Origin of the sequence: Undibacterium sp. TJN19, from assembly GCF_049339485.1 — a bacterium.
GTDB lineage: Bacteria > Pseudomonadota > Gammaproteobacteria > Burkholderiales > Burkholderiaceae_D > Undibacterium.
Map to the genome: position 1 here is coordinate 201,222 of NZ_JBMPPL010000003.1, position 22,097 is coordinate 223,318.

Below are 22,097 nucleotides of genomic sequence, written 5' to 3' on the forward strand. Positions count from 1 at the left end.
CCAGAGCATCGCTTTCAAGCCAGTTTGAAGGAAAGAAAATGAAAGAACTCCAGTCTTTGGATGCTCAGTTCGAGCGCCAGTCTATCGCCGGTCATGCAATTTATCAGTCGGCTCAATATCATTTACCCGATTCACGTGGTCATTTTGGTCAGTTTGGTGGTACTTTTGTGTCCGAGACGCTGACACACGCGCTGACTGAGCTTAAAGACGCCTATGCCAAATTCCAGCATGATGCTGAATTTCTGGCTGAGTTTCGCAATGAATTGAAATACTTCGTTGGTCGCCCTTCACCTGTGTATCACGCCAAACGCTGGTCAGATCTGATGGGCGGGGCGCAAATCTATTTCAAGCGTGAAGACCTGAATCACACCGGTGCGCACAAGATCAATAATGTCATTGGCCAGGCTTTGCTGGCCAAGCGCATGGGCAAGCCGCGCGTCATCGCTGAAACTGGTGCTGGTCAGCATGGTGTTGCTACTGCGACCATTTGCGCCCGTTTCGGACTCGAATGCGTGGTCTATATGGGTTCGGAAGACGTCAAGCGTCAGGCGCAAAACGTGTATCGCATGAAGTTGCTGGGTGCGACTGTCGTGCCCGTGGAGTCTGGCTCCAAGACCCTGAAAGATGCGCTCAATGAAGCCATGCGCGACTGGGTGGCGAATGTCGATAATACTTTTTACATCATAGGTACGGTGGCTGGCCCGCACCCTTATCCCATGATGGTCAGGGACTTCCAGTCTGTCATCGGTGAAGAATGTTTATGGCAGATGCCTGAGCAAACCGGACGTCAGCCAGACTATGTCGTGGCTTGCGTAGGCGGTGGCTCGAATGCCATGGGTATTTTTTATCCTTATATCGATCACCAACAGGTGAAACTCATTGGTGTCGAAGCAGCAGGCGAGGGACTGGAAAGTGGCAAGCATTCAGCTTCGCTGACGGCGGGCTCACCTGGTGTGTTGCACGGTAACCGTACTTATCTGCTACAGGATGATAATGGCCAGGTCATAGAAACGCATTCTGTGTCGGCAGGGCTGGATTATCCGGGCGTGGGACCAGAGCATGCGTGGTTGAAAGAAAGTGGCCGTGCGCAATACGTGACGATTACCGATGACGAGGCACTCAAGGCTTTTCATGATTGTTGCCGTATCGAAGGCATTATTCCTGCGCTGGAATCCAGTCATGCGCTTGCTTATGCCGCCAAGCTGGCAGCGACTTTGCCTAAGGATAAGATCGTCCTGGCGAATCTGTCGGGTAGAGGCGACAAGGATATGCATACCGTTGCCGAACGTGCCGGGTTGAAGTTCTGACCAGCCATTGAGCAAACATGCAGGCGCATGGACGGTAATGCCGCCTGCATGTCTTCCCTGTCAAGATTGAGATGGATGCCATCGCAGGAATGATGTCCTCGACAGCGCATCAAATAAGGACCGAAAAAATGTCAAGAATTCAAAATACCATGGCTGCTTTGGCTGCCAATAACAAAAAAGGTTTGATTCCTTTCATCACCGCAGGTGACCCAGCGCCTGAATTAACCGTGCCTTTGATGCATGCCCTGGTCGAGGGTGGGGCCGATATTATTGAGCTGGGCGTGCCGTTTTCTGACCCTATGGCAGATGGCCCAGTCATTCAGCGCGCCTCTGAAAGAGCATTGCAATTTGGAGTTGGCTTAAGGGATGTATTACAATTCGTCCGCGAATTCCGGCAAAGTAATCAAAAGACACCAGTTGTGCTTATGGGTTATGCCAACCCGATAGAGCGCATGGGCCAGGATGCATTCATTGCCAAGGCTGCTGAAGTTGGGGTGGATGGCGTGCTGGTAGTAGACTACCCACCGGAAGAATGTGAAGAATTTGCAAGTAAAATGCAGCAACAGGGGATGGATACCATCTTCCTGCTGGCACCGACATCTACCGATGAACGCATAGCGCAAGTTGGTAAAATTGCCAGTGGTTATGTGTATTATGTGTCACTGAAAGGTGTTACTGGTTCTGGTGCACTGGATCTGGATGCGGTTGCCGCGATGATCCCGCGTATCAAAAAGCATGTCAAAGTACCAGTAGGCGTAGGTTTTGGCATACGTGATGGGGCTACAGCCAGGGCTATTTCCACGGTGTCGGATGCAGTGGTAATAGGCTCGCGCATCATCCAGGAACTGGAAAATACCCCGCGTGAAAATGCGGTTGCTGCGGTTAAAAGCTTTATTTCTGGTGTCAGACAGGCTTTGGACGAGTAAAATACGCGCCTGACTGGTTCTTTTGCCAGAATGAACCTGATGTCGCGTTGTCAAAAAGACAGCCCGATAGCTATGAGGAGAAAACATGAGTTGGTTAGAAAAACTGTTACCACCGCGCATACAGCGCTCGGAATCTGCAAATCGTAAGTCGATACCTGAAGGTCTGTGGGTCAAATGTCCAGCTTGCGAAGCAGTGTTGTATCGTTCCGATCTGGAAGCCAATATCCATGTTTGCCCTAAATGCAGCCATCACCTTCGCATAGGTTCGCGCGAACGTCTTGATGCCTTGCTTGATGCAGGTGGCCGTTATGAAATCGGCCAGGAAGTCTTGCCTATCGACACGCTGAAGTTCAAAGATAGCAAGAAGTATCCTGATCGTCTGAAAAATGCGCTGGAAACAACCGGTGAGACAGATGCTCTGGTTGTCATGGGCGGTTCCATCATGGCTGTGCCTGTCGTTGCCGCTTGTTTTGAATTTGAATTCATGGGCGGTTCTATGGGTTCTGTCGTGGGCGAGCGTTTTGTCCGTGGCGTGCAGGCTGCACTGGAGCAAAAAGTACCTTTCATTTGCTTTACGGCGACTGGTGGAGCGCGTATGCAAGAAGGTTTACTGTCTCTGATGCAAATGGCAAAAACGACATCCATGCTGACAAAATTGTCTGAAAAGAAATTGCCATTTATTTCTGTATTGACCGACCCGACCATGGGTGGTGTATCCGCCTCTTTTGCCTTTTTGGGTGACGTGGTGATCGCCGAGCCCAAGGCGCTGATCGGTTTTGCTGGCCCGCGCGTGATTGAAAATACTGTGCGTGAGAAACTGCCCGAAGGCTTCCAGCGCTCTGAATTCCTGCTGCAAAAAGGCGCCATTGACATGATTGTTGATCGCCGCAAAATGCGCGAAGAAATCGCACGCCTGCTGGCCTTGTTGCAAAACCAGCCTGCTGAAGCAGTATCCTGAATTAAATTGAACATCCTATAAGCCCGAAGCATTCATGTTCGGGCTTTTTTTATCCTATGACAAAATTACCTGCCACCCTGGCTGACTGGCTGGCCGTACTTGAAACCCGCCATTCCAAAGAAATCGATATGGGCCTGGACCGCGTTGCTGCGGTCAAGAACAAGCTGGCAATCCACTATGATTGCCCCGTCATCATGGTGGCTGGCACCAATGGCAAAGGCTCTACCTGCGCGATGCTGGAAGCCATACTGATGCAGGCTGGTTACCGTGTCGGGCTGTATAGCAAGCCGCATTTCCTGGATTTTAATGAGCGTGCCCGTATCAATGGCGAAATGGTCGGGGATGATGTTTTTATCTCTACCTTCAATGCCGTTGAAGAGGCGCGCGGCGATATCTCGCTGACTTATTTTGAATTTACTACGCTAGCCATCTGTAAATTGCTGGCTGATGCCAAACTTGATGTCGTCATCCTTGAAGTCGGTCTGGGCGGTCGCCTGGATGCCGTTAATGTCATTGATGCCGATGTCTCCATTGTCACAAGTATCGATATCGACCATGTCGATTATCTTGGTGATACGCGTGAAAAAATAGGCTTTGAAAAAGCCGGGATTTTCCGTGCAGGCAAAGCGGCGATTTGTGGCGACCCTTTGCCGCCACAATCCCTGATCGACCATGCCCAGTCGATTGGTGCTGATTTGTGGCTGTTTGGCCGGGACTTCAATTATAACGGTGACAAGCAGCAATGGAATTTTGCAGGCCGCAGCCAGCGTCGTAATTCCCTTGGTTACCCCAGCTTGCGTGGCGCCAATCAATTGCTGAATGCCTCTGCTGTACTGGCAGCGCTGGAGGCTTTGAAACACGAATTGCCTGTCGGTGCGCAAGAAGTACGCACTGGCCTGGTCATGGTGGATTTGCCTGGTCGTTTCCAGGTGATGCCAGGCAGACCAACGGTGGTGCTGGATGTGGCGCACAACCCGCATGCTGCGGCCACGCTGGCGCAAAATCTCGACAACATGGGTTTTCATGCCTATACCTATGCCGTTTTCGGTTCCATGCTGGATAAGGATATTGCCGGTGTTGTTGAGCAACTCAAGGATAAGATCGATCACTGGTGCATGACGGCCTTGCCTTTGCCGCGTGCGGCCCCAACTGAGGTACTGACACAGAAACTGCAAGAGTCAGGTGCCCTGGTTGATCCTGAAAAGACAGTGACGGCTTTTGAGTCACCAGAACAGGCCTATGCACATGCCATCAGTAAGGCAGGCGAAAATGATAGAATAGTGGTCTTTGGATCTTTCCTGACGGTAGCCGGTGTAATGCGCGCCCGCCGTGCAGCGCTCCATTGATGTTTTTTGCGGAATTTATGGCGATTTCCTGCCTGATCCGCTAACCAACCAGAAATTTGCTCATGGGTTTGCTCTCGCGATTTAAACAGAAGCAAGAAACTTCCGATACGCAGGATAGTGGTGAATTCCGCTCTCGTGCTGAAGAAGAAAGCATACAGACCCGCTCTCGCGGCAAAAAGGCAGAGTCTGCGCGCAAAGCGAAAACTGCCGACCCCATACTGCCAGAAAAGAAACGCGCCAGACGCCGGTTGATTGGGGCTGTTGCGCTGGCATTGGCGGCAATTATCGGTTTGCCGATGATTCTCGATTCCGAGCCTAAACCGCTGGCAGACGACATCAATATCCGTATTCCTTCCAAAGACAAAACTGCCGATGCGACATCGACAGAACCGGCGCCGCCGCGTTCAAAAAATTTCCCCCCAAGTGAGCCGGTAGAAGAAATTATTGAAACGCCAGCTTTGCCAAAAAATAAGAACGGTAAGCCAGGTGTGGTGGAAAAGCCAGCAGCACTTGCCACGAATACTGCAAACAATGCCAACGTTGCCACGGTTGTTGCGCAGGCAGTACCAATTGCAACGACAACCGCAAAACCGGTCAAGCCGGAAGTTAAAGTTGAAGTAAAGCCTGAGCCAAAAGCCGAGGTGAAGCCAGTCGCCAATCCTGCCAAAGCAGCAGAAAAAGAAGTACCTGCATCTAAAATTGACAATAAAGCCGATAATAAAGCAGACATCAAACCCGACTCTAAGCCCGTAAAAACGGAGGCTAAGCCCCTGGTTGCCAAACCAGCTGCTGCTGATGACGAGGCAGCGCGCGCCCTGGCTATCCTGGAAGGTAAAACACCTGCCAAGCCAGTCGTGAGCAAACCAGAAAGCGCTGACAAGCCCGCATCGTATTCAGTGCAGGCAGGTGCATTTTCTATGCAGGCCAAGGTTGATGAAATACAAGCAAAACTGAGCGGCGCCAATATCAAATCATATACGCAAAAAATCATTACCACGACTGGTGAAGTGACCCGTATCCGGGTAGGGCCATTTGCGTCAAAGGAAGAGGCGGAAAAAATGCGCGCCAAATTGAGCAAACTGGGCTTGAACGCGACCCTGCCGCCGAACTAAACTGGATTTGACGTGACTTTGTTTGATTATCTGGTCTTGTTGATACTGATTTGTTCGATTGTCATCAGTACCATGCGCGGATTGATTAAAGAAATTTTGTCATTGGTGAGCTGGATAATCGCCTTTGTCGTCGCCAATGCCTATAGTGAGCTAGTGGCGCCCTGGCTGCCTGACATAGTTCCAGGGCAGATGTTACGGGTAATTGTGGCCTTTATCGCCTTGTTCATCGGAGTGCGTCTGATCATGGCGCTGGTGATGATGGCGGTGGATGCCGTGATCAAGGCAAGCGGATTAAGTTTGGCAGATCGCGGTCTGGGTAGTTTATTTGGACTGGCGCGGGGTTGCATATTCGTGCTAGCGGCGGTGCTGGTGTGCGGCATGACATCTATCCCGCAACAGGCATTCTGGAAAGATGCCTTGTTCAGCCCCACTGCGGAAACAGCGGCGCATATGGTCATGCCCTTATTGCCCTCGTCCGTTGTTGAGCATGTAAAGTTTTAATTGTTTTTTTAGGAGTCCACCATGTGTGGCATCGTAGGCGTAGTTTCAAAGAATCCCGTCAATCAATTATTGTATGACGCCTTGCTGTTGTTGCAGCATCGCGGCCAGGACGCTGCAGGCATCGCAACCAATCACGGCAATAAATTCGCCATGCACAAGGCAAATGGCCTGGTGCGCGACGTTTTCCGTACCCGCAATATGCGTTCACTGCCAGGTAATGTAGGTATTGGCCAGGTACGTTACCCAACTGCGGGTTCCACCAGTGAAGAAGAAGCGCAACCGTTTTATGTCAATGCACCATTCGGTATCGTGCTGGCGCATAACGGCAACCTGACCAATGCGGTCGAGTTGAAAATAGAATTATTCAAAAATGACAGACGTCATTTGAATACCGATTCTGATTCTGAAGTCTTGCTCAATATTTTGGCACATCAGATTCAGGAAGTAACCAGCGGTTATTCCCTTGACCCCGAAGGCCTGTTCCGTGCGGTGGCCATGCTGCACCGGCGTGTACGTGGTTCGTATGCCGTTGTCGCGCAAATCTCCGGTTATGGTTTGCTGGCTTTCCGTGATCCTTATGGTATCCGCCCATTATGCATAGGCGCAGCACAGACAGAAGCTGGCGTTGAATACATGATCGCCAGCGAATCCGTGGCACTTGAAGGCCTGGGTTTCAAATTTCTGCGCGACGTAGAACCGGGCGAAGCCCTGTTCATTGACCTTGATGGCAAACTGCATACGCAGCAATGCGCTGATAATCCCAGCCTGAACCCATGCGCATTTGAATACGTGTATCTGGCACGTCCTGATTCCATCATTGATGGTGCTTCGGTGTACCTGACGCGCCTGAAAATGGGGGAATACCTGGCTGAAAAAGTACGCAATCAATTCCGCGATGGTGAAATTGATGTAGTCATGCCGATTCCTGATTCGTCCCGCCCATCAGCGATGGAACTGGCATTAAAGCTCAATCTCGATTATCGCGAGGGCTTTATCAAAAACCGTTACATTGGTCGTACTTTCATGATGCCAGGGCAGGCAGTGCGCAGGAAATCGGTGCGCCAGAAATTGAATGCCATCGGTTCTGAATTCAAGGGCAAAAGTGTCTTGCTGGTTGATGATTCCATCGTCCGCGGTACGACCAGCCGTGAAATCGTGCAAATGGCACGTGAATCTGGTGCCAAGCGCGTGATTTTCGCTTCTGCCGCGCCACCAGTGCAATTCCCTAATGTGTATGGTATTGACATGCCTACCCGCAGTGAATTGATTGCTTATGGCCGCAGTGAAGAAGAAGTGTGCCGCGAAATCACGGCCGACGCACTGGTCTATCAGGATGTGGCGGCGATGAAGCGCTCGATTTCAGACGTGAATCCCTTGTTGAAAAATATTGAAGCCTCCTGTTTTGATGGCTTTTATATCACGGGTGATGTGAGTTCCGGCTACCTCGATAAGCTGGAAGCGGCCCGCAATAACCCGCAGCCAGAACAGGAGGATTTGATGCGTTCGCAGTTAAATCTGAATCTGGCTGCCCGTGCCGACTAAGATGATGTGAGCAGGAGTCGAGACTTCTGCATAGCGGTAAAAATCTGAAATTGTAGAATTGAAAGCCTGTTTGCTATCCTGGCAAACAGGCTTTTTTGTCGGCTACGCAACACATCGGCTCGTGTGCGCATAAAAAAACAATGCCAAATAGTACACTGCGATAGTATATTGCTCTTCAGGCACGGGTAAGTCAGGTCGTTTACGCCCGTTCATCAAGTGGAAAATTATCGTCCCTTGTATTTTATCTGTTTTTATCCGAGGCCTTTTTTATGACTACGACGCTGCTGGATGTACAGCATTTGACCAAGAGTTTTGGTGCCCGCAAGGTGGTGGATGATGTGTCCTTTGCAGTAGGGCGAGGGCAGACTCTGGGTTTGCTTGGTCCAAATGGCGCGGGTAAATCGACCACGGTCAGCATGATTTGTGGCCTGATACAGGCAGAGCAGGGCACCGTCATGCTGGATGGTCAAGCTATGGGGCCTGGCAAGAACGCCGTGAAATTCAAGATTGGTCTGGTACCGCAAGATCTGGCTTTGTATGATGATCTGGCCGCCAGAGAAAACCTGAAATTATTCGGCGCCCTGTATGGTTTGTCGGGGAGTCAATTGCAGCAACGTTGTGACGCCGTGCTGGAACTGGTGAATTTGTCCGATCGCGCCAATGACAAGCCAGCGACTTTTTCCGGTGGTATGAAAAGACGGCTCAATATCGCTGCCGCACTATTGCATGACCCTGAATTATTGATATTGGACGAGCCTACCGTGGGTGTCGACCCACAAAGCCGCAATGCCATTTTTGACAGCCTGGAAGCATTAAAAGCACAGGGCCGCACCCTGATTTATACCAGTCACTATATGGAAGAAGTCGAACGTCTGGCTGACCATATCGTCATCATCGATCACGGTAAAGTCATTGCCAATGAAACGCCTGCTGACCTGTACCGTCGGTTGCCAGCGAAAGCAGCATTGAGCATAGACTTGGTGAGAGCCATAGCAGAAGTTGATGTCGCTGCCTTGAGTGTTTTGCCAGGTGTAAATACCGTGCATTTATCTGATGCCGGCAAGCATCTTGATATCGCTTTGGTGGAACACGATAGCGCTATGTCTTTGTTGGGTTGGCTGGCACAGCACGGTCACAAAACCAGTCACTTTTCTACTGCCAAGACCAATCTGGAGGATGTATTTTTAACGTTGACCGGTCGCAGTTTGCGCGATTGATGCTGGCCATATCATCAGATTGAGTGCTTTGCCACAGTGACTTATTAAAGGAAAAAACATGACTGCCTTACTTGCCTTGATCAGGAAAGATTTAATTCTATATCTGTCTGATCGCCGCGCATTGATGCTCAATCTGTTGATGCCCATCGTGCTGGGTGCTTTTTTTGGCTTTGTAACAGGTGGCAGTGGTGAAAAAGAAGTTTCCAAAATAGAGATTGCGTTGATATCGCAAGACAATCATCCCATCAGTCAAAAAATAGTAAAAGGTCTTAAAGAAGAAAAATCCTTGCTGGTGAAAGAGATGACGCTGGACGACGCCAAGGCCCTGGTGCTGAAGGGGAAAATCAACGTGGCTGTACTGATACCCGAGAAATTTGGTGAAGAGGCCGGCGGTGCTTTATTCGGTCGCAGCAAAAAACCTGAGCTATCGATTTATTACGATCCTTCGCAAAGTGCTGTGCTGGCGATGGTGAAGGGTATGCTGACACAGCAAGTCATGCAAAACGTCAGTGCCGAAATGTTTAACGGCAGGGCCGGTACAGAGGTGGTTGAGCAAAGTTTGCAAGAACTTGAAAAAGTGGATCAAAGCAATAAAGACGTTGGGGCGTTGCGTGAATTTTTGGGCAGTGTGAAGAAATTTCAGACACGCCAGCAAGTCGCTAAGCAGAACGCTGGTGCCAGTGCATCTGCTGGCAATTCCAACGCTGGCTTAAGCATGCCATTTACCACTAAAGATGAAGCAATGGTCGCGGGTGATCCGGTGACCAGTAAATATAATGGCTTTGCCCACTCTTTTGCCGGCATGAGCGTGCAATTCATCTTATTCATGGCAATTGATGCAGGTATCGGCGTTTTATTGGCACGCCGCCTGGGGTTGTGGAATCGCTTATTGGCGGCACCAGTTGGTTTGAATACACTGCTGGTTGCCCGCGCATTATCTTGTGCGTTGATCGCGTTTTGCCTCATCAGTTTTATTTTCGCAGTAGCAGTTGTTGTATTCAAAGTGCAAATCGAAGGCAGCTTGCCAGGCTTTATTGGCGTGGCCATGTCATTTTCACTGATGACAGCCAGTTTTGGCCTGTTGATTGCCGCCTTCGGCAAGACCCCTGAAGCAGCGCGTGGCATGTCCATTTTTGCCACTCTGATCATGGTCATGCTGAGCGGTGCCTGGATGCCATCATTCATGTTTCCACCGTGGCTGCAAAAACTGACTCTGATCGTGCCGACGCGATGGGCAGTTGATGGACTCGATGCCATGACCTGGCGCGGCCTGGGGCTGGATGCGGCGTTGCCTGCCATAGGCGTCCAGATAGCGTTTGCAGTCGTCTTTGGTACGATCGCACTATGGCGTTTTCGCAAATCCTGATATTGCCTGCCTGGAAATTGCATTTTTTTCAGGTATCGCAAAGTAACTTTATCGGCCACCTGTTTCAATTCTATACAAATCAGACGGCTGCATTGCTGGTGTTTAAGCTTGCTTAAAAATACAATCTGTCCCGAACAGGTTCAAGATTTCCTTGTCCCCACTCAGGATTGTGTTTTTATGTTTGAAGCTTATGTATCCAAAATTTAAATTACGGACGCTCGCGCTGGCAGTTGCCGGTGTATTTTCTGTCATGCCGTTTGCTCATGCGCAAACAACTACTTCCGAACCTCCAAAAAATACCGAAGAAACCGATCAGAACGCCAAATCAAAACAAAAAACTGGCGAAAAGAAAACGGATGCGGTAAGCAAGGATAATGTCCAGAAGGTCACCATCAACGGTGGCCGTACAGAAATGGATGAGCGTCGCCAGTCGACTGCTGCCAAGATGATTTTCGGTCGCGAAGAACTCGATCGTAACGGCGATAGCAGCATTGGTGAAGTCTTGAAGAGATTGCCTGGCGTGACCGTGGGTGGTCGTCCTGGCCGGGGTGGTGACATACGCATGCGTGGCATGGGAAATGGTTATACCCAGATTTTGATCAATGGCGAACGTGCACCGCGCGGGTTTTCCATGGATAGCCTGACACCGGATCAGGTAGAGAGAATTGAAATCATCCGCGGTGCTGTTGCTGAGTTCAGTACCCAGGCAATCGCAGGCACCATCAATATCGTCTTGCGTGAAGAATACAAACAAAAAAATATTGACCTTAAATTTTCACTGGGCTTTGAGCAGGGACGTATTGCACCTAACCTGTCGCTTACTGTGCCAGGTGAATTGGGTAACCTGTCTTATGCATTGAGCGGTTCGGTTTTTCAAAACCGTCAGCATGATGAAAGCACGACCTTCACTACTGAAAAAGACCCTGCTGGTAACGATGCACTGATTCAGAATCAGGCCGACTTTACCAATCGCAAAACCACAGGCATTCATCTGACACCGCGCTTCAATTACCGTTTTGAAAATGGCGACACCTTGATGGTGCAGCCATTTTTGATGAATTCGCGCAGTGATTCGAATAATGAAAGTGATGTTAATCAGATCTTCCGTTCTCCTACTCTCGTAGCACCTTTGCCCTATGCCGTGGCAAATTTTGCCGCGCATGGCGAAACGACTTTTTTACGCGGTTTTGGTAACTGGCAGCATAAATTTGAAGACAATGCCAAGCTCAATATCAAGTTTGGTGGTGGCCTGGGCAAGATGGATAATTCGTCTTTGCGCTATCAGTTCGATAAAGATGGCAAACAGATTGATGTGATCAGTGACGTCAATAATACCCGCGACAGCAGTATCAATACTGGCGGTAAATACACCAAACCTTTAGGCGAAGGCCATACGCTCGCTGCTGGTTGGGATGTCGAAGCAGGTAAGCGTTCTCAGACACGCGTGTCGCTCGATAATGGTTTGCCACAATTTGCTGAATCTGGTGATAACCTGGAAGCCAGCACTAGGCGCCTGGCGGTTTTTGCCCAGGACGAATTCGATATCAATGCGCAATTTTCTGCGTATGCTGGTTTGCGCTGGGAAGGTATCAAGACCAGTAGCACGACAGCCAATGCCGGTCAGTCAGTCGATAATTCCAGTAGCGTCTGGAGTCCTTTATTGCATGGCGTCTGGCGTATTCCCAATAGCAAAGACCAGATCAGGCTCGGCCTGACCAGCACCTACCGTGCACCAGCACTCAATGATTTGATCGCCTTGCCCAGCATTTCCAACTTGAACGGGCCTACCCGTCCGGATCGTACCGGTAACCCGTCTTTGAAGCCGGAAAAATCAAAAGGCATCGACCTTGCGTTTGAGCATTATTTAACGCGCGCTGGCATTTTAAGTGCCAACTTCTTTATGCGTGATATTGATGACCTGATACGCAGGCGTACCTTGCTGGTGAATACGTCCACAGGTTTGCGCTGGGTGTCTTCACCGATCAATATCGGCCATGCGACGACCCGTGGCATAGAGCTGGAAGCGAAATTCCAGTTGCAGGAATTTTTCCCTGACGGCCCTGCAATTGACGTGCGTAGCAATTACAGTCACTTCTGGTCCAAGGTTGATGATATTCCTGGCCCGAATAACCGACTTGATTCGCAACCGGCGCAAACCGCCAACTTTGGCCTGGATTATCGTCCGGCTGGAATCTCCTTGACTGTCGGTGGCAACATCAACTGGACACCTGCCTATATTACACAAAGCAGTGAAACCCAGATCAACAGTACGGGTATCAAACGCCAACTGGATTTGTATGGCTTGTGGAAATTTAACCCAAATCTGCAAATGCGTTTGTCCGCGAACAATTTACGGGCCAATGATTACCTGAGTGGGAGCACTGTCACTACAGGCGGGATTAACCATATTGATTACAACACCGCCAAAACCTATACCACCTGGTCCTTACGTCTGGAGATGAAAATCTAGATAATCTGGATATGCATCAGGCAGGATGACAAATCGTGCAGTGCAGCACGATTTGTCATGCGAGAGTACAATACCTGTTCATTGCTGCGTATTTATGCTTGTACCGGTTAGCCTGTCTGTCAAGACCGGGTACAGATAATGCCAGGTTCATCACACTCTTGTTTGCCTCGCTTTCTTGCCATCATGTCACCTTCAGAACTCAATGTTGATCTGCATAGCCATTCCATCATTTCGGATGGTGTTCTGGCGCCTGCACAGCTTGCTGCGCGTGCCAAGCAGAATGGGGTTGATGTCTGGGCGTTGACTGATCATGACGAGGTGCGCGGCATACCGGAAGCGCGGGCGGCTGCGCTTGCGCTTGGTTTGCGCTACATTACGGGTGTTGAAATTTCCGTTACCTGGGCTGGTAAGACAATACATATCGTCGGCTTGAATATCGATGAAAATAATACTGAACTGGTGAATGGGCTGGCAAAAACCCGTTCTGGTCGTGAGCGCCGTGCGCGCGATATGGCTGCAGAACTGGCCAGCCGTGCTGGCATACACGGTAGCTACGAGGGGGCGCTCAAGTATGTTGGTAACCCCGATTTGATTTCACGCTCACATTTCGCCCGTTACCTGGTTGAGATTGGCCTGTGTGCGAATGTATCCGAAGTCTTCAAGCATTATTTATCTGACGGCAATCCAGGCTTTGTACCACATCGCTGGGCTACATTGGCCGAAGCTGTTGGCTGGATACGTGGGGCCGGTGGAGTTGCCGTCGTAGCTCACCCCGGGCGTTATGATCTCAGTCCCGTGGCATTTGACGCTTTTTTTACCGAATTCAAAGACTTGGGTGGATTGGCAATAGAAACCGTGACTGGCAGTCATACCGTAGACCAGTACGATGAATATACAAAAATTGCAGCGCAGTATGGTTTTTTGTCATCACGTGGCTCTGATTTTCACTCGCCACAAGATGCTGAAATAGATATAGGCGGCTTGCCCGCTTTGCCAAAAATGGCCAAACCTGTATGGGCAAGCTGGTTTTAAGCTTGAATTTGCGATGTCCGGCCTTATCTGCTATAAGGTCTTGCACTGTTGACCTTGCGCTGCCGATTTGCAAAAATGGATGAATGTTGTGACCTTTTCCTGGCGGTAGCATTGCTACCGCCTTTCTTATTTATATGAGCCAATTTTTCCAAATCCATCCTGATAATCCGCAACTGAGACTGATCAAGCAGGCCGTGCAGATCATTGATAATGGCGGCATCGTTGCTGTGCCTACTGACTCCTGCTATGCACTGGTATGTCACCTCGATGATAAAGATGCCGTGACGCGCCTGCGTAAAATACGTGGCGTTGACGAGAAGCATCATCTGACATTGTTGTGCCGGGATTTATCTGAAATTGCCCAATACGCAAAAGTTGATAACCGTCAATACCGTATGCTCAAGGCGGCAACGCCAGGGCCATATACCTTCATTCTGGAAGCCACCAAGGAAGTGCCGCGTCGCCTTAGTCACCCTTCACGCAAGACCATAGGCCTGCGCGTTCCTGAAAATGCGATTACCCATGCCTTGCTGGAAGAGCTGAAGCAACCCTTGCTGGGTACAACGCTGATTTTGCCAGATGAAGAAGAACCGCTGACTGACCCGGAGCAAGTGCGCGATCGCCTGGCAAAACTGGTTGACCTGGTCATTGATGGTGGTGCCTGTAGCCTGGTGCCGACAACAGTCATTGATATGACCGACGAACTGCCTGAGCTGGTGCGCCAGGGCAGGGGAGATGCCGCTTTGTTTGGATTGTAATGGCATGCCTGCTGAGTTTCTTTTAATGTTTTACTTTTACAGAAATCCCTGATGAATGAGTTAATCCAAACGATTGCCGTATATGCCTTGCCAGTTATATTTGCGATCACCCTGCATGAGGCAGCGCATGGGTATGCGGCCAAGTTTTTTGGTGACCTGACTGCTTACAGCCAGGGGCGCGTCAGCTTGAATCCCATTGTACATATTGATCCTGTCGGTACCATTATCATCCCTGCTGTTTTATATGTGGCAACGGGCGGGGCATTTTTATTTGGCTATGCAAAGCCTGTTCCGGTCAATTTTTCAAATTTAAAAAATCCCGAAAGGGATATGGCATGGGTGGCGCTTGCAGGCCCGGCAGCAAACTTCATCATGGCGTTTGGCTGGTATTTGCTGGCGATCATCATGCAATCACAAGGTGTGCAGGAGGTGTTCTTCCTGAAGATGGCCAGCGCGGGCGTGTTGACTAACCTCGTCATGTTTGCATTCAATCTTTTTCCCATTCCCCCGCTGGATGGAGGCCGCATCATGTTCAGCCTGTTGCCGCATAATCTTGCTTACAAGTTTGCACAGATTGAACCTTATGGTTTCTTTATCGTCATGGCCCTGGTTACGCTTCGTGTCTTGAATTTCTGGATGACGCCTGTAATGTTGGCCGCTCAGGCATTGCTTGAAATTCTTATTTCTCCTTTCAGCATGCTGCTGACTTAGCTCAGCAGAACAGAACATGACAAATCCGGTTTCGGGGACTTGTGTATTGTCGCCAGGCGATGCATCGGCATCCCGCTGGTTAAAACGGTTTACTCATCTGCTGCCCAATGGTCAGGTTCTCGATCTGGCATGTGGCCAGGGGCGCAATACGTATTTATTGCTTGAGCGAGGCTTCGAGGTGCTTGCTTTGGACAGGGATGTACGAAATCTGCCTGACCTCGCCATTGCCGGCGCAAGTACCATGCAGCATGACCTGGAGTCTGGTAGCGACGGGTATCGCTGGCCTTTCCCTGAAGATACTTTTGCTGCCATTGTTGTTTGTAATTACCTGCACAGGCCCTTGTTTCCTTATCTGCTGGCCAGCCTGAAAGCGGGTGGTGTTTTGATCTATGAGACTTTTGCTCAAGGCAATGAAGTCTTTGGCAAACCGTCCAATCCGGCTTTTTTATTGCAGCGTGGCGAACTTCTGACGCAAATGCAGTCTAATAGCGAGTTGACAATGACGGTGATTGCTTATGAAGAGGGTTATGTTGATGAACCCAAGCCTGCGATAATACAGCGCATTTGCGCCAGAAAATCTGAAAAAACCAGTGTTCTGGATAAGCTTTGAAGCATTTGCCTACAAGTTTAGCGGCTTATTGCAGCTATTTGCGCCCAGATTAGCAGCGTATCCGCTACAATCGGGGTTTTACTTTTTTCTTGCATTAACATGACAAAGATTCAGGGTAGTCTGGTTGCGATCGTAACCCCCATGCATGCAGATGGCAGTCTTGATTTGCCTTGTTTGCGCAAATTGATAGATTGGCATATTGCCGAAGGTACGGATGGCATCGTTATTGTGGGAACAACGGGCGAATCGCCGACAGTTACCGTAGAAGAACACTGCGAATTAATTCGTGTTGCAGTTGAACATACCAATAAACGCATTCCCATCATCGCCGGTTCTGGCGGTAATTCTACTGAAGAAGCCATTGCACTGACCCATTTTGCCAAGCAAGCCGGGGCAGATGCTTCTTTGCAGGTAGTGCCGTATTACAATCGTCCTACCCAGGAAGGCATGTACCAGCATTTCAAGAAAATTGCTGAATCCGTTGATATACCTGTCATTTTGTATAATGTGCCAGGCAGGACAGTTGCCGATATGTCTAACGAAACCATACTGCGTCTGGCACAAGTGCCTGGCATTATTGGTGTTAAAGACGCGACAGGTAATATTGCCCGTGGTACTGACCTGATTCGCCTGGCACCGGCGTCTTTTGCAGTTTATTCGGGCGATGATGCAACTGCCATGGCGTTGATGCTCTGTGGCGGTGCTGGTAATATCTCTGTGACTGCCAATGTTGCACCAAAAGCAATGCATGAATTATGTGCAGCCGCCATTGCTGGTGACATCAAAGGCGCGATTGCGATCAATAATCGCATGTTGCCTTTGCATAATAAATTATTTGTCGAGCCAAATCCTTTGCCGGTGAAATGGGCAATGGTAGAGATGGGATTGATACCAACAGGCATTCGTTTGCCTCTGGTGCCGATGGCTGAGCAATATCATGAAACCGTTCGTGCAGCCTTGCGCGAATCAGGTGTATTACAATGACCCCCCTGAACTGGTAGTGACACTATCTGTTTGCTTCACGTAGTTTTAATTGATAATAAATCGTAGGGACTTTCACATGGCAAAAAGCTTTGTTGCTAAAAACGGGATCATCGGTGCTCTGGCACTGGCAGGTTTGACTGGCTGTAGTTCTATCACTAATATTCTTGAACCTAACCGGATTGACTATAGAAGTGCTAGTAAGGCGACGACCGCATCCCTGGAGGTGCCGCCTGATTTGACGCAAATTCGACGCGATAACCGTTTTTCCATCCCTGAAGCCAACAAGAGTAGTGCGACTGCTTCTGCGTACAATCTTGAAAAAGGCAATAAAGTGGTGACTGCCGGCGCTGCAGTTGCACCTAATCAGGTAAATAGCATGCGCATAGAGCGCAGTGGTTCTCAGCGTTGGCTGGTCGTGAAAGATACGCCTGAAGCCTTGTGGCCGCAGTTGAAAGATTTTTGGCAAGAACTTGGTTTCCTGATCAATGTTGAAAATCAGGAAGCCGGCGTGATGGAAACCGATTGGGCAGAAAATCGCGCAAAAATCCCTCAGGATCTGATCCGCAATACCTTGGGTAAAGTGCTTGATTCCCTGTATTCAACCGGTGAGCGTGATAAATTCCGCACACGCATTGAACGTGGTGCGAACGGCGAAGTAGAAATTTATATCAGCCACCGCGGTGCGCAAGAAGTATTGGTTGGTTCTCAAAAAGATAGTACCGTATGGACACCACGTGCTCCCGACCCAGGTCTGGAAGCTGAATTTTTGTCGCGCCTGATGGTGCGCCTGGGTTCTGACGGCGAAAAAGCTAAGGTTGCAGTGGCCACGCCTGGTGCACCAGCCAAGGCGCGTTCACAATTGTTGAAAGCAGATGGTACGACCTACGTTGAAGTGGATGAGGCATTTGACCGTTCATGGCGTCGTGTTGGCCTAGCGCTGGATCGCATCGGCTTTACAGTGGAAGACAGGGATCGTTCACAGGGTCTGTATTTTGTCCGTTATATCGATCAGGACATTGATGCTAAAACCAAGGGAGCAAGCGAAGGCTTCTTCTCCAGGTTGTTCTCGTTCGGCTCTTCCAGTGATACTGCCAAGAATGCGCAAAAATACCGCATTCTGGTTAAAAATGCAGCAAATGGTGAAGTCAGCCATGTCTCCGTCCACGGTAGCGATGGCAAGGTCGATTCTTCGCCAGTGGCAGAGAAAATCCTGCAATTGCTGAATGATCAATTGAAATAAGCTGTGCAATACAAAAAAGCGAGACTGCGGTCTCGCTTTTTTTCGTCAATGCCTTAACTTAAATCTGGCTGCAACGTTTTTTCAAGGCTTCGATATAAGCTTGACCGTCCGGCGGCAGTCCTGTTCTTTGCGAGTTCCATATCATTTCCCCCAGGCATTCCATGATTTCATGGTGTGCTTCATGCGCGGAATTGTTTTTCCTGCTCAGTATCTGAAATGCCTGACGCACACCGGGTGGCTGATCAACGGAAATCTGCTCGGCAATCGATAAATGCATGGATAAATGCAGGAAGGGGTTGCTTTGACCTTGATCAACTGGGTAACTGGCCTCCAGTGCCGCTTCCACATCACTGAGCGCGACATCGTATTCCGGGTGCTGGCTTATCCAGTCTGCTGCAATGATTTCCAGTGGTGTCAATATGAGGTTTTCACGGCTTTTGCGGAAGGTATCGCAAAAGAAACGGCGTACATCGTGCTGGCTGGGGGTGAACATGAATCAGTCCGAAATAAAAAGTGCGCCTATTGTAAAAGGTATTTTCCGAGCCTGCTCTGAAGCTTTCGCTGACTTCGGTTATTATCCACCGATTACTTGAAAGGGAATCCCCATGTTATCAAAAGAATCGCTGGATACATTATTTACTGACGCACGCACCCACAATGCCTGGTTGGACAAGCCTGTGACTGATGCACAGTTGCAAGGGATTTATGATCTGATGAAGTGGGGCTCAACCTCGGCCAATTGCTCGCCTGCACGCCTGGTATTTGTCAGGTCTGAGGCAGAAAAAGAAAAACTGCTGGCATGCGTGTCAGCTGGAAATGCAGAAAAAACCAAAACTGCACCTGTCACTGTCATCATCGGCATGGATATGGAGTTTTACGAAAAATTGCCACAACTTTTTCCGCATGCCGATGCGCGCTCGTGGTTTGCCGGTAATCAGGCTGCAATCGATGCGACAGCTTTCCGCAATTCTTCCTTGCAGGGCGCTTACCTGATGCTGGCAGCACGTGCTGTCGGTCTTGATTGCGGCCCTATGTCAGGTTTTGATGCAGACAAACTCAATGCCAGCTTCTTTGCCGGTACTACAGTCAAGGTCAATTTCATCTGTAACCTCGGATATGGCGACGCCAGCAAGCTGTTCGCACGCTCTCCACGTCTGGCATTTGACGAGGCTTGTAAAATCGTCTGAGCGGCTGCGTAGCTGACCTGCCAGGACCTAAATATTCATGGCCCTGGTGAGCAAAAATCTTTACACGGTTTCTGGCAAAGGTGTTTTTTGCTTGAATTCGCACAAATCAGCAATCATGCAATTCCAGCATTTGGGTTTTCTGGCGATGCAGGTATAGCGTCCGTGCAAAATCAGCCAGTGATGGGCATCCTGCCGGAATTCTGCGGGCACGAATTTCATCAGCTTTGCTTCGACGATATCGACGTTTTTACCCGGTGCCAGGCCGGTACGGTTGGATACGCGAAAGATATGTGTGTCTACGGCGATGGTAGGTTCACCAAAGGCAGTGTTCATGACGACGTTGGCAGTTTTTCTGCCAACGCCGGGCAGGGCTTCCAGGGCTTCGCGTGATTTTGGCACTTCGCTGCCATGTTCTGTCATCAAAATACGGCAAGTCTCAATAACATTTTTTGCCTTGGTGCGAAACAAGCCTATTGTCTGGATATAGGGAATCAGGCCATCTACCCCCAGCGCATGGATTTGCTCAGGCGTATTGGCAATCGGGTACAGTATTTTGGTCGCTTTGTTGACCGATACGTCCGTGGCTTGTGCGGACAGCAGGACGGCAATCAATAATTCAAACGGCGTTGTATATTCCAGTTCAGTCGTTGGATGCGGGTTTTGCTTTTGCAGGCGAGAAAATATTTCGTGGCGTTTTGCTGCGTTCATTCCGGTTTTTCCTCTGCTTGATGATCCCTGGATGCCTGCAATTTTTGCAGTCTTGCTCTTTCTATGGCGGCTGCAATGATGGCTTTCTTGCGTTCTTTACTGGCGATTTCTTCTGCGTTCAAGGCGGGTTCCGCTTCCAGCGCGACCAGTTTTTCCGCTGCTTTGGCCGCCAGACGATCATCATTTTCCTGTTTTTCCCGTAATAAACGTTGCTGCCTGAAATGGAATTGCGCACGAGCCTGGTCGGCCTGGTTTTCGTTCCAGGCAGCCCAGCCAGTTTTGCCAGGGGTAACAGACACCATGCTGATGCAATCGACAGGGCAGGGGGCAACGCAAAGATCGCAGCCGGTGCACAGGTCGCTGATGATGGTATGCATCTGCTTGGGTGCACCAATAATCGCATCGACCGGGCAGGCTTGGATGCACAAGGTGCAGCCTATGCAATAGGCTTCTTCGATCAGGGCGACAGGGCGTTCACGTTCCATGCCGTGGCTGGTGTCCAGCGCAATGACAGGTTTGCCCAGAATGCTTGCCAGGCGCTTTACGCCTTCTTCACCACCTGGTGGGCACTGATTGTAATTAGCTTCTCCGCCGGCAATTGCTTCCGCATAGGGGCGACAGGCAGGGTAACCGCATTTGGTGCATTGGGTTTGCGGTAGCGCGTCTTCAAGCTGATCGGCAAGAGTGTGTGGCACGGGGAATCACAAAAAGCAGTAGAGAGGCGTGATTATCCTCGCAAAGCCGGACGACCACAAATAAAAAAGCCATTGCTTGACTGAGCAATGGCTTTAGAGAGGTGGTAGTAACTTATCAGGAATGCGCCTTGATGAACTCACCAATTTTCGGGCAAATAATATCGCGCCAGCGGCGGCCAGAGAAAATCCCGTAATGCCCGCAGCCAGGTGCTACATAATCCTGCTTCATGCTGGCGGGAATATTGCTGCACAGGTCATGTGCGGCCTGGGTTTGGCCCGGCCCGGAAATGTCATCCAGCTCACCTTCCACCGTGAACAAGGCCACGGTTTTGATGTCTTGCGGCTTGACGAGCTTGCCTTCCACTTCCCACGTACCGGTCGGCAGACGGAATTCCTGGAATACACCCTTGATGGTTTCCAGATAGTATTCTGCCGGCATATCCAGAACGGCATTGTATTCATTGTAGAACTTGCGATGCTGTTCAGCCGATTCATCATCACCCTGTATCAGGTGCTGATAGAAATCCCAATGGCTTTGTGCATGACGATCAGGGTTCATTGCGACGAAGCCAGTGTGTTGCAAGAAACCTGGGTACACCTTGCGGCCATAACCAGGGTAATTTGCCGGCACACTATAAATCACGGTATTTTCAAACCATGAGAATTTCTTTTCCGTCGCCAGGTTGTTGACTTGCGTAGGTGATTTGCGCGGGTCTATCGGGCCACCCATCAATGTCATGGTTTTTGGCAGCAAGGGGTCTTTCGCCGTTGCCATCAAGGAAATGGCAGCCAGCACCGGTACCGTAGGCTGGCAAACCGAAATCACGTGGGTATCTGCACCCAGGTAATGGATGAAATCGCGTACGTAATAAATATAATCATGCAGGTGGAAAGGCCCGGCAGACAAAGGCACCATGCGTGCATCGGTCCAGTCGGTGATATATACATCATGATTGGGCAGCAGGCCGCGAACCGTGTCGCGCAGCAGCGTAGCATGGTGACCGGACAAAGGCGCTACCAGCAACACCTTGGGATGATCAAGCTTTGCCAGTTCTTTGTCGCTCAATACTTTTTTGAAGTGCAATAATTTGCAGAACGGTTTGATGACGGCAGTGCTTTGCGCGACTTCAACAACTTGTTTGTCTATGGTTGTTGTGGTAATGCCAAATTCAGGTTTTTCGTAATCTTTACCCAAGCGAAATAAGAGTTCGTAACCAGCCGCTATCCGTTGCGCATAAGGTGTGTGTGCAAAAGGGGACACCGGATTAGTGAACAATTTTGATGACGCTTCTGCCCATTGTGTCAAGGGGTTCAGAAAAGCGCGATTGAGCTCGTGAAGTTGATAAAGCATAGTGAATCTTTCGAATAAGGTGCCATTAATCCATTTCTGACGACAGAACCACTGTTGCTGAAATGCGCAGAGGATT

General features: G+C 49.8%; 21 protein-coding genes. 17 read left to right on the top strand and 4 right to left on the bottom strand.

What is annotated here, in order from left to right:
• Positions 1 to 38: 38 nt before the first annotated feature.
• From trpB to bamC, 16 genes are all read left to right on the top strand, one after another.
• Positions 39 to 1,307: a tryptophan synthase subunit beta gene (trpB, locus tag ACO0LH_RS12300; RefSeq protein ID WP_422941378.1), complete on the top strand. Its 1,269-nt coding sequence runs from the start codon at positions 39 to 41 to the stop codon at positions 1,305 to 1,307.
• A 128-nt stretch (positions 1,308 to 1,435) separates the two neighbouring features.
• Entirely contained in the window at positions 1,436 to 2,233 is a 798-nt protein-coding gene (trpA, locus tag ACO0LH_RS12305) for a tryptophan synthase subunit alpha (protein ID WP_422941379.1), read from the top strand.
• Between the two features lie 85 nt (positions 2,234 to 2,318).
• Positions 2,319 to 3,191, top strand: coding sequence for an acetyl-CoA carboxylase, carboxyltransferase subunit beta (gene accD, locus ACO0LH_RS12310; protein WP_422941380.1), 873 nt, complete (start codon positions 2,319 to 2,321; stop codon positions 3,189 to 3,191).
• A 56-nt stretch (positions 3,192 to 3,247) separates the two neighbouring features.
• Positions 3,248 to 4,537, top strand: coding sequence for a bifunctional tetrahydrofolate synthase/dihydrofolate synthase (folC, locus tag ACO0LH_RS12315; RefSeq protein WP_422941381.1), 1,290 nt, complete (start codon positions 3,248 to 3,250; stop codon positions 4,535 to 4,537).
• A 62-nt stretch (positions 4,538 to 4,599) separates the two neighbouring features.
• Positions 4,600 to 5,649, top strand: coding sequence for an SPOR domain-containing protein (locus ACO0LH_RS12320; protein ID WP_422941382.1), 1,050 nt, complete (start codon positions 4,600 to 4,602; stop codon positions 5,647 to 5,649).
• Between the two features lie 12 nt (positions 5,650 to 5,661).
• On the top strand, positions 5,662 to 6,150 hold the full coding sequence (locus ACO0LH_RS12325) for a CvpA family protein (protein ID WP_422941383.1): 489 nt from the start codon (positions 5,662 to 5,664) through the stop codon (positions 6,148 to 6,150).
• A gap of 21 nt (positions 6,151 to 6,171) precedes the next feature.
• Positions 6,172 to 7,692, top strand: coding sequence for an amidophosphoribosyltransferase (gene purF, locus ACO0LH_RS12330; RefSeq protein WP_422941384.1), 1,521 nt, complete (start codon positions 6,172 to 6,174; stop codon positions 7,690 to 7,692).
• Between the two features lie 269 nt (positions 7,693 to 7,961).
• On the top strand, positions 7,962 to 8,909 hold the full coding sequence (locus tag ACO0LH_RS12335) for an ABC transporter ATP-binding protein (protein ID WP_422941385.1): 948 nt from the start codon (positions 7,962 to 7,964) through the stop codon (positions 8,907 to 8,909).
• 58 nt (positions 8,910 to 8,967) lie between these two features.
• Positions 8,968 to 10,275: an ABC transporter permease gene (locus tag ACO0LH_RS12340; protein ID WP_422941386.1), complete on the top strand. Its 1,308-nt coding sequence runs from the start codon at positions 8,968 to 8,970 to the stop codon at positions 10,273 to 10,275.
• Between the two features lie 190 nt (positions 10,276 to 10,465).
• Positions 10,466 to 12,745, top strand: coding sequence for a TonB-dependent receptor domain-containing protein (locus ACO0LH_RS12345; RefSeq protein WP_422941387.1), 2,280 nt, complete (start codon positions 10,466 to 10,468; stop codon positions 12,743 to 12,745).
• A 183-nt stretch (positions 12,746 to 12,928) separates the two neighbouring features.
• Positions 12,929 to 13,777, top strand: a complete 849-nt coding sequence (locus ACO0LH_RS12350) for a 3',5'-nucleoside bisphosphate phosphatase (RefSeq protein ID WP_422941388.1) — start codon at positions 12,929 to 12,931, stop codon at positions 13,775 to 13,777.
• A gap of 134 nt (positions 13,778 to 13,911) precedes the next feature.
• A complete protein-coding gene (locus tag ACO0LH_RS12355) occupies positions 13,912 to 14,535 on the top strand; it encodes an L-threonylcarbamoyladenylate synthase (protein WP_422941389.1) in 624 nt (207 codons plus the stop codon).
• 51 nt (positions 14,536 to 14,586) lie between these two features.
• On the top strand, positions 14,587 to 15,246 hold the full coding sequence (locus ACO0LH_RS12360; protein ID WP_422941390.1) for a site-2 protease family protein: 660 nt from the start codon (positions 14,587 to 14,589) through the stop codon (positions 15,244 to 15,246).
• A 16-nt stretch (positions 15,247 to 15,262) separates the two neighbouring features.
• Positions 15,263 to 15,856: a class I SAM-dependent methyltransferase gene (locus ACO0LH_RS12365; RefSeq protein WP_422941391.1), complete on the top strand. Its 594-nt coding sequence runs from the start codon at positions 15,263 to 15,265 to the stop codon at positions 15,854 to 15,856.
• Positions 15,857 to 15,955: 99 nt separating this feature from the next.
• The gene (dapA, locus tag ACO0LH_RS12370; RefSeq protein ID WP_422941392.1) at positions 15,956 to 16,840 is read left to right on the top strand and encodes a 4-hydroxy-tetrahydrodipicolinate synthase; all 885 of its coding nucleotides are present in this window, start codon (positions 15,956 to 15,958) and stop codon (positions 16,838 to 16,840) included.
• Between the two features lie 76 nt (positions 16,841 to 16,916).
• The gene (gene bamC, locus ACO0LH_RS12375; RefSeq protein WP_422941393.1) at positions 16,917 to 18,080 is read left to right on the top strand and encodes an outer membrane protein assembly factor BamC; all 1,164 of its coding nucleotides are present in this window, start codon (positions 16,917 to 16,919) and stop codon (positions 18,078 to 18,080) included.
• Positions 18,081 to 18,138: 58 nt separating this feature from the next.
• On the opposite strand, the gene ACO0LH_RS12380 is transcribed toward bamC, so the two are convergent.
• On the bottom strand, positions 18,139 to 18,573 hold the full coding sequence (locus tag ACO0LH_RS12380; protein ID WP_422941394.1) for a DUF1841 family protein: 435 nt from the start codon (positions 18,571 to 18,573) through the stop codon (positions 18,139 to 18,141).
• Between the two features lie 106 nt (positions 18,574 to 18,679).
• On the opposite strand from ACO0LH_RS12380, the gene ACO0LH_RS12385 reads away from it, so the two are divergent.
• Entirely contained in the window at positions 18,680 to 19,267 is a 588-nt protein-coding gene (locus ACO0LH_RS12385) for a malonic semialdehyde reductase (RefSeq protein ID WP_422941603.1), read from the top strand.
• A gap of 60 nt (positions 19,268 to 19,327) precedes the next feature.
• Here ACO0LH_RS12385 and nth read toward each other — a convergent pair whose 3' ends face one another.
• From nth to ACO0LH_RS12400, 3 genes are all read right to left on the bottom strand, one after another.
• Complete coding sequence (gene nth / locus ACO0LH_RS12390; protein ID WP_422941395.1) at positions 19,328 to 19,975, bottom strand: endonuclease III; 648 nt, start codon at positions 19,973 to 19,975, stop codon at positions 19,328 to 19,330.
• Positions 19,972 to 20,670 (bottom strand): electron transport complex subunit RsxB, encoded by a 699-nt coding sequence (gene rsxB, locus ACO0LH_RS12395; RefSeq protein ID WP_422941396.1) that lies wholly within the window; start codon positions 20,668 to 20,670, stop codon positions 19,972 to 19,974. The genes nth and rsxB overlap by 4 nt, the downstream gene beginning before the upstream one ends.
• A 115-nt stretch (positions 20,671 to 20,785) precedes the next feature.
• Positions 20,786 to 22,021 carry a polyhydroxyalkanoate depolymerase gene (locus ACO0LH_RS12400; protein ID WP_422941397.1) on the bottom strand — a complete coding sequence of 412 codons (1,236 nt, stop codon included), beginning with the start codon at positions 22,019 to 22,021 and terminating at the stop codon, positions 20,786 to 20,788.
• Between the last annotated feature and the right edge of the window lie 76 nt (positions 22,022 to 22,097).

What these genes read in the sequence shown, in the direction of transcription:
- ACO0LH_RS12320 (WP_422941382.1), top strand. Translation starts at nt 4,600, where the DNA reads ATGGGTTTGCTCTCGCGATTTAAACAGAAGCAAGAAACTTCCGATACG.
- ACO0LH_RS12360 (WP_422941390.1), top strand. Translation starts at nt 14,587, where the DNA reads ATGAATGAGTTAATCCAAACGATTGCCGTATATGCCTTGCCAGTTATA.
- ACO0LH_RS12355 (WP_422941389.1), top strand. Translation starts at nt 13,912, where the DNA reads ATGAGCCAATTTTTCCAAATCCATCCTGATAATCCGCAACTGAGACTG.
- purF (WP_422941384.1), top strand. Translation starts at nt 6,172, where the DNA reads ATGTGTGGCATCGTAGGCGTAGTTTCAAAGAATCCCGTCAATCAATTA.
- ACO0LH_RS12400 (WP_422941397.1), bottom strand. Translation starts at nt 22,021, where the DNA reads ATGCTTTATCAACTTCACGAGCTCAATCGCGCTTTTCTGAACCCCTTG.
- accD (WP_422941380.1), top strand. Translation starts at nt 2,319, where the DNA reads ATGAGTTGGTTAGAAAAACTGTTACCACCGCGCATACAGCGCTCGGAA.
- bamC (WP_422941393.1), top strand. Translation starts at nt 16,917, where the DNA reads ATGGCAAAAAGCTTTGTTGCTAAAAACGGGATCATCGGTGCTCTGGCA.
- ACO0LH_RS12340 (WP_422941386.1), top strand. Translation starts at nt 8,968, where the DNA reads ATGACTGCCTTACTTGCCTTGATCAGGAAAGATTTAATTCTATATCTG.
- trpB (WP_422941378.1), top strand. Translation starts at nt 39, where the DNA reads ATGAAAGAACTCCAGTCTTTGGATGCTCAGTTCGAGCGCCAGTCTATC.
- nth (WP_422941395.1), bottom strand. Translation starts at nt 19,975, where the DNA reads ATGAACGCAGCAAAACGCCACGAAATATTTTCTCGCCTGCAAAAGCAA.
- dapA (WP_422941392.1), top strand. Translation starts at nt 15,956, where the DNA reads ATGACAAAGATTCAGGGTAGTCTGGTTGCGATCGTAACCCCCATGCAT.
- ACO0LH_RS12345 (WP_422941387.1), top strand. Translation starts at nt 10,466, where the DNA reads ATGTATCCAAAATTTAAATTACGGACGCTCGCGCTGGCAGTTGCCGGT.
- ACO0LH_RS12350 (WP_422941388.1), top strand. Translation starts at nt 12,929, where the DNA reads ATGTCACCTTCAGAACTCAATGTTGATCTGCATAGCCATTCCATCATT.
- ACO0LH_RS12365 (WP_422941391.1), top strand. Translation starts at nt 15,263, where the DNA reads ATGACAAATCCGGTTTCGGGGACTTGTGTATTGTCGCCAGGCGATGCA.
- folC (WP_422941381.1), top strand. Translation starts at nt 3,248, where the DNA reads ATGACAAAATTACCTGCCACCCTGGCTGACTGGCTGGCCGTACTTGAA.
- trpA (WP_422941379.1), top strand. Translation starts at nt 1,436, where the DNA reads ATGTCAAGAATTCAAAATACCATGGCTGCTTTGGCTGCCAATAACAAA.
- ACO0LH_RS12335 (WP_422941385.1), top strand. Translation starts at nt 7,962, where the DNA reads ATGACTACGACGCTGCTGGATGTACAGCATTTGACCAAGAGTTTTGGT.
- ACO0LH_RS12380 (WP_422941394.1), bottom strand. Translation starts at nt 18,573, where the DNA reads ATGTTCACCCCCAGCCAGCACGATGTACGCCGTTTCTTTTGCGATACC.